Raw genomic sequence first — 13,566 nt, forward strand, 5'->3', positions numbered from 1 at the left:
TGGTGGAAAGGAAGTTTTGACTGCAAGCGATGGAACGAACGCTGATTATCATTAAGCCCGAGGGGGTCCAGCGCGGCCTCATCGGGCAGATTCTTGCCCGCTTCGAGCAGCGGGGGCTGAAGTTTGTTGGCCTGAAGATGCTGCAGATGTCTCCCGCCCTGGCAGAGGAGCACTACGCTGTCCATAAAGGGAAACCCTTCTACACCGGCCTGGTGAAGCATATTACCTCCGGTCCCGTGGTGGTCGGCGTGGTCGAGGGCCGCGGCGCGATTAAGATGGTGCGGACAATGATGGGGGCCACCAACGCAGCTGAGGCCGCCCCCGGTACGATCCGCGGCGATTTCGCTTTGGAGATCGGCTACAATATCATTCACGGCTCCGACGGACCTGAGACCGCAGCTCGGGAGATTAGCCTCTTCTTTAAGCCAGAGGAGCTGCTTGATTACCGGCTGGTCAGCGAGCCCTGGCTCTATGAGGAGCAGACGAACCAGTGAGCAAGCCTTTGCTCTCTGATGCTGCCTCCCTCTTAGTCTAATTGGCTGGTCGCTGCGTCGGCTGACAGCGCCCAGGTCCACGGCCTGCCCTCTGCCTGCCTACTTGTCCGCCCGCTGGAGTTACTGCGCCGCTTGTCTTCGCCCGGCTCCAGCGCGCTCCTCGTGCTTTCTCTCTACCTGACCTGTCTGTCGTACATGACCGGGCGGCTGCTTGCCCAGCGCCGCCCGTCCGGCAACGACCACGCTCCTTCCTACGGCAGCACTCATCTCAGCGGGAATAGCTGGCCTGGCCGGTTGAACGCTCAGAATCAGCCACAAGCCCGGCCTCAGCGTATAGCCGGCACAGATCACTAGAGGGGAGGAACAGCAAGCAGGCAAGAAGAGAGGAGAACAGGGCAGGTGACGAGAGCAGGCCGCTTCGCCCGACCTGGAGCCAACGCGGGCTGCTCGCAGAGGTCATGAGATCCTGGCTGGATAGCCGTCAGCTCGCCAAGCGGTCGATCAGTCGGGGCTGCTCCTCCGGGCCCCTTTTCCTTTGACAGCTTCTTTCTTCTCCGCCTTCTCTGTGAGACGCCAGCAGCACGTTTTGCTGCGCAGACAGCGGTTCTGCTCCTCTAGAGTGAGCGGGGGCGTGCCTTTCATACAGAACACCTGATATAGCGGCTCGCCCGCTTCTACATCGCTGTCGGAAAACCAGCGCTCGCGATAGAATGGGCAGCCGTTGCGGTGCTTTCGCCAGTTTGGACTGTTCGCTGGATTGCTTTCAAGTGTACCTGCCAAGAATCCCTTCCTTCCTCTCGACAAACACGCTTCTGCTTGTTCTGCTCGCTAACTGTACGGGAAAGACGTGCGACAAGCATTCTGCCAACTGAGGCCGACGAGGAGCTGGCACCCTCTCCCTGCTCATCTGCTTCTGAGTCGCCTCGCCCAATCTGATACGGATGAGGTGGCTGCCCCTCCTGACAAGCTTTTCCCTCGCCGGTCTGGTGGTCTCATCCTACTGCGGAAAGGGCTGCCATGTCAAGTTGATGATGCGCAAAAGATCGATCAAAGATGGTGGAAATCGCTTTTTGTCTGGAGAGTCAAAAAGAGACGCTCTCATTCTTTGCTACCCGCTCGCATGATGGCAGGTCGCGCTTGCAGAGCAAGGCAGGCATCCGCTATACTGGGCAAGAGGCCAGGAGGCTTGTTCGCCGACGAGCACAGGAGCGAGGGCCAGGCAGGCTCTGACTCTCCCTCCTAGTTCCTGGACGCGATGTGCCCTGTCACTCCAACCTAGCTGGAGGATCTGGTGAGTTCGTTGTCATATCCCGAAAGGGACCCGCAGCCAGACCGCCCACCTCAGAGAACAGAGGAGGCCCCTGTTCCCTGGTCGTTTCGCGAGACCTGGCTGGCGCTGTTGATCCCCCTGGTGCCCTGGCTGCTGCTCTCGCTCGCTGCCCAGCTCCAGGGAAGCCGCTTACCCGCACCAAAGGCGCCTCTCTCTCTGCAGCAAGATCTGGAGGGGGCGCTGGCCGCCGCGCTCTCGACACTGGTTGTGGAGGGAGCCTTTTTGCTGGTTGCGCTTTTCTTCGCCCGCCGCGCCCTGCGTCGTCAGGCTGTCTCTGAGGCTGGTGAGTTAGCGGCGCCCGAAGCTGGCGGCGAGATTCCGCCAGCTTCAGTGCCGAGAGCAGCGAAAGAGGTTCGCCTCCCTCTCCGGGCTGTGCTGCAGGCCCTTGGTCTGCGCCGCTTCCGACTGCTTTTTCTTTGGCTGATAGTGGCTTTTCTGGCCCTCCTCTATCTGGTCAATGGCCTCTACTCGGCGCTGCTTGAGGGCTTGCATCTTCCGCTACAGACCAATGATCAGGTCATTCTGGAAAGTAGTCGCCTGGAGCCGATCACAACCGTGACTCTGCTGGTGCTGGCGGTGATCGTAGCTCCGTTCTGCGAGGAGGTCTTCTTTCGCGGCTTCGTCTTTCCTGGCCTGCGCCGCCGCCTGCCTACCGGCTGGGCCGTACTGGTGAGTGCCCTGGTCTTCGGCCTGGCCCATGCCGACCTCGGCTCGTTGCCCGTGCTGATCGTCATTGGCCTGCTCCTGGCCCTGCTACGCTGGTGGAGCGGCTCCATCTACCCCGGTTTACTCTTGCACATGCTCAATAACGGGATCAGCACGGCGGTGATTCTGGTCTATATGCTGGGTCGGCTGCACTAACTTTCCAGTCTGCGAGCGGCAGGTACGCCAACGGTCTGGCAGGCAACGGAGCACCGAGGAGCGTTTTTCCCCAGAGGGGCCACGAGAAGGGACACCGCAGACCGCAAGCGTGGCGCATGCCGCTCCGATGACCCGGCTAGCTAGGCGCCAGCATGCAGCTTCCGCCGGTCCTCTACCCGGGCGCTGGCCGTCTTCGACTCACCGCCGGTAGCGCGCGGCAGGCTATCGGGCGGCACCAACTCCACCTTGGGTGTATTGCCCGTGATCGATTTGACCGCCTCTGCCATCGCACGGGCCAGCTCCTGACAGCGCTCGTTCTGCTCCAATAGCTGCCGCTCCTTAACCTCGACCTTGAGCAGGAAGGTGTCCAGCCCATCGTGGCGATCGACAATGATGCGGAAGTTCGTGCCGGTCTCGGAAAAGCGTAGCAGAGCCGCCTCTACCTGACTGGGGAAGACCAGCAGACCGCGAATGGAGACCGCATCATCGGTGCGCCCTTTGATAGCTCCAATTTTCGGATGGGTGCGTCCGCAGGGACAACGCTCTTCCCACCAGAGACGCGAGAGATCGCGGCTGCGGTAGCGAATCATGGCCGTCCCCTCGCCCGTGAGCCAGGTCCAGACCAGCTCTCCTTCCTGACCTTCCTCCACCCATTCGCCGGTCTCGGGATCGATGCATTCGACCAGGAAGGTATCGGCCCAGGCGTGCATACCGTTGCGCTCCTGGCACTCGCAGGTCATGCCCGGCCCGAGAAACTCGGTCATGCCAAACTCATCGTAGGCTGTGATGTGAAAGTATTCTTCTAGCTTCAGACGTGTCTCCCAGGGCCAGGGTTCAGCCCCGAAGAGGCCGATGCGCAGCCTGGTGCGCGTAAAATCGATGCCCAGCTCGCGCGCCTTGCGCCCCAGATAGAGGCCGACAGAAGGGGTCATACACATAGCGCTGACCCCGAAGTCGACGATAAACTCAAAGATGCGCTCGTACTGGCGCGCGTCTGATCCCATGGGGATGACCATGACGCCCATCTCCAGGGCGCCATAGTGGAAGCCAAAGCCACCGGTCGGCAGCCCATAGCCGTAGCAGTTCAAGAGGATATCGCCGGGACGCAGACCAACCATCCAGAGTTCGCGGGCGTTCAATTCAGCCCAGTTCTGCAGATCGCGCCGCGTGGCAAAGACGGGCACGCTCTTGCCGGTCGTGCCGCTGGTGGCATGCACCTCTAAGGCGCCCTGCTCGCCTCCGGGCGGCACCATCGCCATACCATAAGGGTAAGCAGCGCGCACGCTCTTCTTTTCAAGAAAAGGCAGCTTCTGAATATCTTCGAGGCTTTTAATATCTTCTGGTTTGACGCCAGCTTCATCATAGAGCTGACGATAGAACGGATTCTGTCTATAAGCACGAGTGACAACCGCCTGCAGGCGCTCCAGTTGGAGTGCACGCAGGCGCTCGCGGGGCAGGGTTTCGATCTCTTCGTTGAAATATTTCCGATCGCTCATGGGCAGCACCTCCGCCACTATTCTATCATTGCTCTCTGTAGGCGTCTATGCAAGCGAGAGCGCTGGCCCACCTGGATAGGCAGGCCAGGCAGATGATATGGTATCATGTCTGGCGAAACACTGCAGGGGAAGGGCCGAGCAAGCAGCGCCACGTTCGGTACTCTCTTCCCCCTTTATTCTTAACTCATCTGTTTTGCGAGGAAGGAGCAAGGGGTCTTTCTATGGCTGAACAGGGCCTTCGGGCCGTGATCTGGGACCTGGATGGGGTGATTATCGATAGCGCGCAGGCCCATTTCCGGGCCTGGCAGCGCCTGGCTCAAGAGGAGGGGTGGACGCTGAGCGAGGAGGAGTTCCGCGCGACCTTTGGGATGCGCAACGATCGCATTATCCCGCTGCTCTGGGGAGAGATGCCCCCCGAACGGGTTCGCGCTCTTTCGGAGCGCAAGGAAGCCTATTTTCGTGAGCTGGTGCGCCAGAATCCTCAGAGTTTGGCACTGCCGGGAGCACTAGAGCTACTCCAGGCCGTGCATGAGGCCGGCATCGCACAGGCGCTGGCCTCGTCCACCCCCCCGGAGAATATCGCGCTGATCAGCGAGTTGTTGGGCTTGCAGCGCTATCTGCAGGTCCTGATTTCGGGGGAAATGGTTGAGCGCGGCAAGCCAGCCCCAGATATCTTTTTGAAGGCCGCCGAAGCGCTGCAGGTGCCTCCTTCCACCTGCGTGGTCATTGAAGATGCCGTCGCCGGTATTGAAGCGGCCCACGCCGCAGGCATGCGCTGCCTGGCGGTCGCAACCACGCGCGAGCCGGAGGCTTTGCACGAGGCCGATCTGGTAGTGCGCTCGCTCACTGAGGTAACTGTAGAGCGCCTGCGTGCTTTGATTCCTGCCTCTTGAGAGTCCAGCCCCTGAAGGCGCTGGCCCCGCTCGCCCGGTCTCCTGGTGGGCCTTCAGGCGCAAGACGGGCTTGCAGCTCATTGCGCAATCGGCTATACTCTCACTCAGGCGGGACGAGGTTTCTTCCTCGTCTCTCCTGGCTTTCTTCATTCCGTCAGCGCCTGACGACTATGGAGGTGTAGGGGTCCCGGTGGGCCTCGCCGTCTTCAAAACGGTTGGGGGGTCGCTGCGCGCGGTCCCTGGTGGGTTCGACTCCCATACACCTCTGTCTCCTTCTTCCTTTGCTCCGCAGCTCCATGCCGCATTGCCTCTGCCGCCGGGCGAACCTCCCCTTGACTGTCTGACCCTCTGGCCTGCCCACCTCGTCCGTTTCTTCATCCTCTGGCCAGTTTTATCGCCTACTGATACCCTTCTCGCTACAAGTCGTTCTGAATCCTGCGGAGGAACGTTTACCCCTTTCCAAGCGTCTCTCTATCTACAGAAATGCCTGTAAGAAGAAAGGCGTAGAAAGCAATGGGCTATTTCCAGCTATCTTTACGGCATCTGCAGCAGGCATCAAGGGGAGTTGGTAAACTCGGGCCACGGCTACAGCGCTGGCTGGTTGGAGCTGGTCAGGTGGCGCTACTGCTGGTGGTGGCGCTGTTGATCCAGTGGCCCGCCCCAGCGAGTGACGACCAGCTGGTGGCCGCCTGGCCCGGTAGTGATCTCGTGGTGAGCCACTGGCCGATGGTTCTGGAGCTACAGCGCACAGTTGCTCAGGCGCATCGCCTTCCACTGTGGAATCCCTATTTCGGCGGTGGCCTGCCCTTGGGCGCCGATCCCCTGGCAGCTCTCTTCTATCCACCCACACAACTGGTACATTTCTTCTCACTGCGCAATTACTTCTTTGTATTAATGACTCTGCATTTCTTCTGGGCGGGGTTGGGGACACTGCTGCTGGCGCGCCGCGTTCTCGCGCTGCCGCGCTGGCCGGCACTGGTGGCAGCGGTGAGCTATATGGCCACGCCTCGCCTGATCAGCCATCTGGGGGCCGGTCATGTGACAATTATGCAGACGGTCTGCTGGTACCCCTGGCTGGCGCTGGCCGCCTGGGCAGCCATCCGGCAGCCACTGCGCTGGGGCCCGGCCCTGGCCGTCTGCGTGGCTATGACCTTGCTGGCCGGGCATCCGCAGATGGCCTACTACGGCCTGCTGATGCTGGCCGCTGTCTCGCTCTGGTTCCTGCTACAGCGTCTGAGGCAGACTGGCTGGCGTCCGGCCCTGCTTTCAGCCGGCTGTCTGCTTGCAGCCGGCGGCCTGGGCATGGCCCTGGCCGGCGTCCATCTTTTGCCGTTGCTAGAACTGATGCGCTACTCGACACGGGCCTATGCTCTACATACCAAGGATCAGATTACGCTGACGCAGTTTCTCCACTCGCTGGTGAACGAGCCGCCACCGGGCTGGCTGACCTGGGAGGACATGATTGCCCCGGGCCTGAGCGTGCTCTGCCTGGCGGCCTTCGGCACGGCCAGCCGCGTACGTAAAGCCTGGCTGCTGGCGCTGGCCGTGGTACTGGTCGCCAGTCTGGCAATGGGGCAGTCCTCGAAGGTCTACCATGTGGTCCAGCATTTTCTGCCCGACTTCGACCGCTTCCGCGGTCTGGCCCGCATCTGGTTTCTGGGCCTGCTGGGTCTCGCGCTGCTGGCTGGCCTGGGCGCCAGCACCCTGACCCAGGCGCTACGGCGGCTGAGCCGGGCCGCAAGCCTGGGCGCGGGAGTACTCTTGATGGCTCTGGTGGCCACCAATCTGGTGCTTCTCGATCAGCACTACTCGCAGGTTGGCTCAGTGAGCCTCATCACGAGGCCCTCGCGGGTCGCTCTGGCGGCGCAGCAATTAGCCGGTAATGGACGTATCTATGGCGTGCAGGAGAATATTCCCCAACTGACGGCGGCTGAGCTGGAGTTGCGCCTGGCTGATGGAGCTGATCCGCTGCTGGTCGGCGCTTATGTCCAGTATATGGACCGCGCCGGTGGGTACTATGGTACCGGCTATCAGCAGCGGATTCCCTACGATGCTCCCTGGGTCCACCCTGACCCGCGTCTCCTCGGCCTGCTGCACGTCACGCTGCTGGTTTCAGAGCGCCCGCTCCAAGACAGCCATCTGCTCCTCGTCAGCAAGATTGATGGGACCTTCCTCTACCGCAATAGTCTGGACGCCGGACCGGCTTACTTGCTGCGTCCCGGCTCAAATGGCCAACTGCCAAGCCTGGACCATTACCAGCTTCTGCCGGCGACGATCCAGCTGCTGCGCCTGCAGGACGATGAGCAGAGCTTCCGCGTGACCAGCGCCACCGGCGGCTATCTGGTGGTGGCCACGACAGCTTACCCAGGCTGGATCGCCCTACTCGACGGGCAGCGCGTGCCAGTGCAGAGCTTCACCGGCCTGATGCCAGCTATCCGCGTCGGACCGGGTACGCATACGCTCAGCTACCTCTACCGGCCTGCCTCGGTGCCGCGCGGCGCGGCCTTTTCTGCGCTCGGCCTGCTGGCGCTGCTGCTCTGGCTGGCCGGCTGGCAGCTCTATCGGCAGGGGCGCCTCCCTCGCACCTTCCCGCGCTGGCCGCACAGATCGCGCGCTGTGCTGGTCTCTGAGTCGACCAGCGCAGCTTCGCCCGCGCAGGCTCCTTCGCCAGAAGGTGAGATCGCGACACCGCTCGGCCAGGAGTAGCGTAGTGCAAAGGAAGAGCGACAGGGCACACCCCAGCGGACACCACAGCGCAGCCCATCATAGACGCTCTTCCTTTGTTTGTCATTCCTGGGATAGGGCCAGGGGAAGCTTTGTTTCTAGCCAGCTCAGTGCGGTTGTGGTTCAGGCGTCGAGGAGAGCGAGTGGCCGCCGGCGGCAGATCTGCCGGGTTGCGTGCGACGGGGCAGGAAGCTGCCAGCGACACGCGCTCCCAGCGCCCGTGGCACCAGATGGGAGCCGAAGGCCATCAGCTTGTTGAGCAGTCCCGGGACGACCTGGCTACGTCCCCGCTCCAGCGCGTGGAGACTGGCAGCTACCACCTGTTCAGGGGAGAGAATGACACCAGGCATGTCTTCCTGTGAGGTGCCGATGACAGCAAAGAAGTTGGTGGCGACGGGACCAGGACAGACGGCCAGGACCCGCAGTCCCTGGCGCCGATATTCGGCCCCAAGCGCATGGCTGAAGGAGAGCACGAAGGCTTTGGTAGCGGCATAGACGGCCATGTGGGGAATGGGCAGGAAGGCCGCCAGTGAGGCCAGATTGATGACGGCCCCCTCACCCCTGGCCAGCATCGCGGGGAGCAGCGCATGGGTGAGGTCAACAAGGGCCGCCACGTTGAGCATGATCTCCTCATGCTCGCGCTCGGGAGACTGCTCGACAAAGGGACCATAGGTGCCGAAGCCAGCGTTGTTGATGAGCAGATCGACGTGAAGGCCACGCTCTCGGACAGCGCTGGCCAGTTGGGTCGCTGCTCCCTCACGACTGAGATCGCTCACGATGACTTCGGCCTGGATACCATGCCGCTCCTGCAGCTCACTGGCGAGCTGCCGCAGACGCTCCTCCGAGCGCGCCACGAGGATAAGCTGCATGCCACGCGCCGCCAGGGCTTGCGCAAATGCGAGGCCAATACCCGATGAAGCCCCCGTAATCAGGGCTGTCTTGCCACGATAGTGGTATGCCAAGAGAATCCTCCTGTTTTTGCACCTTTCGCTAGACAATAGCTGCCTGCTCGTTCCTCTTCTACTACTTGGCCCCTCCACCTGCCTCTGAGCGCCGTTCACCTTGACAGCGCTCCCATTGCTGTGACAGGCTGTAGAGAGGAAGGTCGGCCAGCAGATAGGAAGCAGAGGCTAGGGCGCCCGAGCCGCTCCCGCCGACTCAGCAGCCGGCAGTCGTTGCCAGGCCCGACCCGGCGCCGTGAGACACAGGTGCCCGCTCTCTTTCTTTAGAGAATAGTAGCGCTGGCATGCGGGGTCAATTCAAGATCATCGTTCCCCTCTAGCACGATCAGCCTGGTTCTCATGACCGTCGATGAAAATCCTGGTCAATCGCAATTTCGCGCTGCTCTGGCTCGGTCAGGCCATTTCCAACCTGGGCGACGTGATTCTAGGAGCAGCGCTTGTACTTTGGATCGCTAACGATTTGGGGCGAGGGCGCTCCTGGGCACCGGTGGCAGTCAGTGGGGTCTTTATCGCTGAGTATGTGCCAGTGGCGATCATCGGCCCGCTGGCTGGCGTCTTCGTCGATCGCTGGTCGCGACGGTTGACCATGCTGCGCACCGACGGCTTGCGCATGGCGTTGACCAGCTGCCTGGCCTGGGTCCTTGCTCCTACCGTGCCCTTCCTCGGTGAATTGAAACCACCACTCGGTTGGCAGCTCGGAGCCGTTTATACTGTGGTGCTGCTCGACCAAAGCTGCGGCCAGTTTTTTAATCCCGCACGCCTGGCGCTGATCGGCGACATCGTCGGACCAGAGGACCTGGCACGAGCTACGAGCCTGAGCCAGGCGACGATGGGTCTCTCCGTTATCGTCGGGCCTGCCATTGGCTCACTGCTGGTCTTCAATTTCGGTATCCAGTGGGCCGTGATCGCCGATGCCCTCTCTTTCGCCGTTTCATTTCTGACCATCGCCATGATCCGCGCCCCGGTCGAGAAGCGCCAGGAGAGCGACCACATTAGCTTCAGCCAGGACTTCCGCGCCGGGCTGCAGGTTTTGCTCGGCAGCCGCGGGCTATTGGCCGTTCTGTTGGCCAGCTTGCTGAGCATGAGCGCCTTCGGGGCCCTCAATGCCCTGGCCATCTTTTTTGTGACTGACAACCTGCATGCCCAGCCGAACCTCTATGGCCCGCTGGGCACAGTACTCGGTCTGGGAGCTATCGCTGGCGCCTTGATCGCCGGACTGATCGCCAATCGTCTCGGTCTAGCGCGTCTGCTATGGAGTGCGACCTTCGCACTGGGGCTGACCACGCTGCTGTTGGCACGCATGACCAGTGCCGGCCCGGCTTTCGCACTGATCTTTTTGGTAGGCGCAACCTGGATCGCTGTGAATGTGGCCGTCGAGCCGCTGGTACTGCGGCTGACGGCCCGTGAGTTTGTTGGTCGCGTGACAGCGGTCCTCACGCCAGCGGGTAGCCTGGCTTCGGTCCTGAGCGCTGCTCTGGCCGGGTCTCTGGTGAGCACCGTACTGCACGATTTCCGGGGCAGAGTGCTTGGCCTGGCTTTTGGTCCGGTGGATACCTTCTTCTGCGGCATCGGGGCCCTGGTGCTGCTGGGCAGTGTCGCAGTGCGTTTCTTGATGCACGATGTGCATTTCCTGGATGAGCCGTCGAGGCCCGAGACGCCGACGCTGATGTCCCCCAGCGATCAGGCCAAGGCCCCTGATTCGTAGCCCGGCCTTATCCGCTGCTGCCCTCTTCCAGTTTCGCCAGCTCCTCTTCGAGCTTCTGCATTCGTTGACGACGCAGCCGAGCCCGCTCGATAATGGCACGCTCCTCATCGTCACCGGGGACAAGCGGGGGAACTGGCGTGGGTTTGCCCTGTTCATCGAGAGCTACGTAGATCACCCGGCTGCTGGCTACGTGCCGCACTTCGCCAGTCAGGGGGTCCTCCGCCGTGACGCGCACGCCGACCTCCATGCTGGTACGCCCCACATACTGCAGCTCGCAGTGCACTGAGACGACGTCTCCTAAATAGGCCGGCGCGAGGAAGTCAAAACGCTCAACACGCGCGGTGACTACGTTGCGGTGCGAGTGCTTGATGGCAACCACCGCCGCCGCCTCGTCGACCATACGCATGATGACGCCGCCGTGGACATTGCCATTGGCATTGGCGTCGAGGACTCCCATGAGACGGCTGCTGGTGGTACGTGAGTAGGCGATGGTATGTCCCTGGCTGCTGTCGATCGCCGGACGCGAGGTCGCTCGCTCTTTCGCCTTGTCGAACAGCTCCATGTGCTCCTTTCACTCCGTCTATTGGTGGCCGATGGGTTCGTTCGGCTCAACCCTGGTGCTCTCAAAGAGGGGAGCCTCTCCGCGCCTTCAGCTCGTGAAGGCGAAAGATCGCAGCATCGGCTGAAACTCCCCTTGATCAGCTAGCTCGAAGATCTCCTGGGCAGTGGCGTAGGCAATGGTAAAGCCCTGGGTTTGGGGCGAGTTCGCCGGATGGTTGGCGGCCAGGACAACGACTTTGACCGTGACTGGATTCGACTGGCCCTCAACACGCAGGTCACCGGTGGCCGCTCCCTGGTTCCACTGTTCTCCGGCCACGCTCGCGGTCGGGGCGACGCTGACCGGCTGATAGTGAGTGACCTGCGAACGGAAAAGCTGCAGACCCACCGAGACCTGCTCTTGCGCTGAGATGACACCGTTCGGATTGGGCTGGACATGCACCGAGAGATAGGCGATGCCCTGGGGATCAGAAAAGGTGGTGAAGCCTGGCTTGCTGGTGTCAACCTTCCAGCCGTGGGGATAGCCGATGACATAGCCATCGCCGCGATAGCTGACAAGATTGACCACCGAGATAGCACTAGAGACTGCGGTCGGCTTGCTTGTTGGTGTCGGCGTTGGAGCACTTCCCGCGCCGCCAAAGAGATTGCAGGCGCTCAAGACACTTACCAAGATCAAGGAGCAACCCGCTCCCAGGAAGAGGCGCGTCAGCTGTTTGATCAGGTTCTTCATGACCGGGCAGTTCCTCCACAGTAGATATTTGCCCGCTTAGGATCGGCACGCAAACTGCTCAGTTTGACGCACCGCCTATTATAGCAGCCAGGCTCAGAGCGGACCAGGCATGTGGCCCATCTGTGCCCGTCTTCGGCTTCCTTTCATGCCGAAGATAACGCTTCTTCCTTCGCATTTTGTGGGTCGGTTTGTCTCCCATCTCATCACCGATACCACAGTTGTGCTCCGAGTGAGAGAATCGACGCACTCGCTGTGTCTTCGCTGAGAGCTGCCAGTCCTATCTTCCAGGACAGGGCCGTTCCCGCGAGGGCCAGAGATTACCTCAACCACAGCCTGATTTCAACAGGAGGCAGATCGACTATGTCTAAACAGAAGATGATGCGTGAAATAGATGCTCCTTTGCTTGTTTCTCCCCTGGAAGCCACCTGGATTCGCCTGGTTCAGTTGGGTTCCCTGACCAGCGAGCGACTCAGACTGGCTCTGACGGCGGTAGCTAGCGTGGACCTTGCACTTGCCAGCGCGCTGCAACAGAGCGATCCCCAGCTAATTGCTCTTGGGCAGAGCATTGAGGAAGAGATTGGACGCTGGCTAGCAGTGTCGGGCGAGGAATTAGCCCAGAGTGAGAGCCAGCGTCGTTATCTCTGCTCTTTACCCCTGCTTGTGAGCACGCTCTTGCAGCTAGCGGAAGAGACGCGCGAGCTGGCCCGTCTCCTCCGCTGGCTCCAGTTCTCGAACCCAGCGCCGCTAGCGGTTAGCAGAGCACAAGGCGGCCCTAACAGTTCCGCCGCTTCGGCGCTGCTGGTGGCGACCCTCTTCGAGCGCCTCACTGTCTTTGGTCAGCAAGCCAGCGCGCTGACAGCAGCCAGTGTTGGAGCCCTAGCCCGTCGAGACACTCAGGAGGCCCAGCGCCTCTGGCGACGGCAGCGCTACTTTCGCTGCCATCTCGCCCGCCTGCAGCACGACTTGCTCACCAGCCTGACCACCCCCGATCAAGGAGTGCGGCCACTGGAGTCTGGCCACGAAGCCAGTCAGCGCTGGCTTATGCTCCTTTGGAGCTTCGCCTCCTCCCTGCGCGACATCAGCCTCCACGGGAGCATGCTCTGCGAGCGACTGGTCTACCTGGTCGAGGGCCTGCACGACATTCGTGCTCTGCAACGCGTCGAGCGCCAGCTCCAGATTTGCTGCCCCCCAGAGCAGAGGCAATAGCACCACGGAGTGCCCACCCCTGCCTGGGGCCGGCGGCTCGACAAGCACGGGGCAATCATGTCAGAGTCGAGCCGAGCCAGGTTCAGTCAGAGAGCGTCAGGCGAGCTGCAGCTCCTCGATAGCGCGCAGCACCTCCTGAGCATGTCCATCTGGCTTGACGCTGCGCCAAATCTTGCGTATGACCCCGTCGCGATCGATGAGGAAGGTCATACGCTGAACCCCGAGGTACTTGCGACCGTAGAGGGTCTTCTCCCCATAGGCACCGTACTGGCGCGCGACTACAGCCCCCACGTCGGCGAGTAGGGGAAAAGGTAGATGATATTTCTCGGCAAAGTCGCGATGCGAATCTACCTCATCGGCGCTGATGCCAAGGACGGCAATGCCGCGCCGACGGAACTCAGGATGCATATCGCGGAAGTTGCAGGCTTCAGTGGTGCAGCCTGGAGTATTGTCTTTCGGATAGAAGTAGAGCACAACGACGCGCCCGCGTAGATCAGCCAGATGCAGCTGATCACCGCTGGCCTCGTCGCCGCCCACGACGGGCAGCGTGAAGTCGGGGGCTGGCTGGCCCTCCTCTAGCACAACGCGCTCTATGGTTTCGCTCATC

The 13,566-nt window shown here is 61.6% G+C and carries 11 protein-coding genes and 1 tRNA gene; 7 read left to right on the plus strand and 5 right to left on the minus strand.

Annotation, left to right across the window (positions count from 1 at the left end; genetic code table 11):
* The first annotated feature begins 29 nt into the window (after positions 1 to 29).
* Both ndk and IRZ31_RS07830 read left to right on the plus strand, forming a co-directional pair.
* Positions 30 to 494, plus strand: a complete 465-nt coding sequence (gene ndk, locus IRZ31_RS07825; RefSeq protein WP_297152015.1) for a nucleoside-diphosphate kinase — start codon at positions 30 to 32, stop codon at positions 492 to 494.
* 1,291 nt (positions 495 to 1,785) lie between these two features.
* Complete coding sequence (locus tag IRZ31_RS07830) at positions 1,786 to 2,685, plus strand: CPBP family intramembrane glutamic endopeptidase (protein WP_297152018.1); 900 nt, start codon at positions 1,786 to 1,788, stop codon at positions 2,683 to 2,685.
* A 140-nt stretch (positions 2,686 to 2,825) separates the two neighbouring features.
* Here the strand turns inward: IRZ31_RS07830 and IRZ31_RS07835 are convergent, their stop codons facing one another.
* A complete protein-coding gene (locus tag IRZ31_RS07835; protein ID WP_297152021.1) occupies positions 2,826 to 4,181 on the minus strand; it encodes a phenylacetate--CoA ligase in 1,356 nt (451 codons plus the stop codon).
* A 221-nt stretch (positions 4,182 to 4,402) separates the two neighbouring features.
* On the opposite strand from IRZ31_RS07835, the gene IRZ31_RS07840 reads away from it, so the two are divergent.
* The 3 genes from IRZ31_RS07840 to IRZ31_RS07850 all read left to right on the plus strand — a co-directional run bounded on the left by IRZ31_RS07840 (position 4,403) and on the right by IRZ31_RS07850 (position 7,780).
* A complete protein-coding gene (locus IRZ31_RS07840) occupies positions 4,403 to 5,074 on the plus strand; it encodes an HAD family phosphatase (RefSeq protein WP_297152024.1) in 672 nt (223 codons plus the stop codon).
* Positions 5,075 to 5,246: 172 nt separating this feature from the next.
* Positions 5,247 to 5,342, plus strand: a tRNA-Sec gene (locus IRZ31_RS07845).
* A 245-nt stretch (positions 5,343 to 5,587) separates the two neighbouring features.
* Entirely contained in the window at positions 5,588 to 7,780 is a 2,193-nt protein-coding gene (locus IRZ31_RS07850) for a hypothetical protein (RefSeq protein ID WP_297152028.1), read from the plus strand.
* 125 nt (positions 7,781 to 7,905) lie between these two features.
* Here the strand turns inward: IRZ31_RS07850 and IRZ31_RS07855 are convergent, their stop codons facing one another.
* Complete coding sequence (locus tag IRZ31_RS07855; protein WP_297152031.1) at positions 7,906 to 8,760, minus strand: SDR family oxidoreductase; 855 nt, start codon at positions 8,758 to 8,760, stop codon at positions 7,906 to 7,908.
* A 349-nt stretch (positions 8,761 to 9,109) separates the two neighbouring features.
* Here IRZ31_RS07855 and IRZ31_RS07860 point away from each other — a divergent pair, with 349 nt between their 5' ends.
* A complete protein-coding gene (locus tag IRZ31_RS07860) occupies positions 9,110 to 10,465 on the plus strand; it encodes an MFS transporter (protein WP_297152034.1) in 1,356 nt (451 codons plus the stop codon).
* A gap of 7 nt (positions 10,466 to 10,472) precedes the next feature.
* Here the strand turns inward: IRZ31_RS07860 and IRZ31_RS07865 are convergent, their stop codons facing one another.
* Positions 10,473 to 11,027 carry an acyl-CoA thioesterase gene (locus IRZ31_RS07865; protein WP_297152037.1) on the minus strand — a complete coding sequence of 185 codons (555 nt, stop codon included), beginning with the start codon at positions 11,025 to 11,027 and terminating at the stop codon, positions 10,473 to 10,475.
* Positions 11,028 to 11,114: 87 nt separating this feature from the next.
* Positions 11,115 to 11,753: a hypothetical protein gene (locus IRZ31_RS07870; protein ID WP_297152041.1), complete on the minus strand. Its 639-nt coding sequence runs from the start codon at positions 11,751 to 11,753 to the stop codon at positions 11,115 to 11,117.
* 360 nt (positions 11,754 to 12,113) lie between these two features.
* Here IRZ31_RS07870 and IRZ31_RS07875 point away from each other — a divergent pair, with 360 nt between their 5' ends.
* The gene (locus IRZ31_RS07875; RefSeq protein ID WP_297152044.1) at positions 12,114 to 12,959 is read left to right on the plus strand and encodes a hypothetical protein; all 846 of its coding nucleotides are present in this window, start codon (positions 12,114 to 12,116) and stop codon (positions 12,957 to 12,959) included.
* Positions 12,960 to 13,055: 96 nt separating this feature from the next.
* Here IRZ31_RS07875 and bcp read toward each other — a convergent pair.
* Positions 13,056 to 13,566, minus strand: a 511-nt coding sequence (bcp, locus tag IRZ31_RS07880) for a thioredoxin-dependent thiol peroxidase (RefSeq protein ID WP_297152046.1), incomplete at its 5' end; no start/stop codon positions are given.

Source organism: Thermogemmatispora sp., assembly GCF_019683635.1.
Classification (GTDB): Bacteria; Chloroflexota; Ktedonobacteria; order Ktedonobacterales; family Ktedonobacteraceae; genus Thermogemmatispora.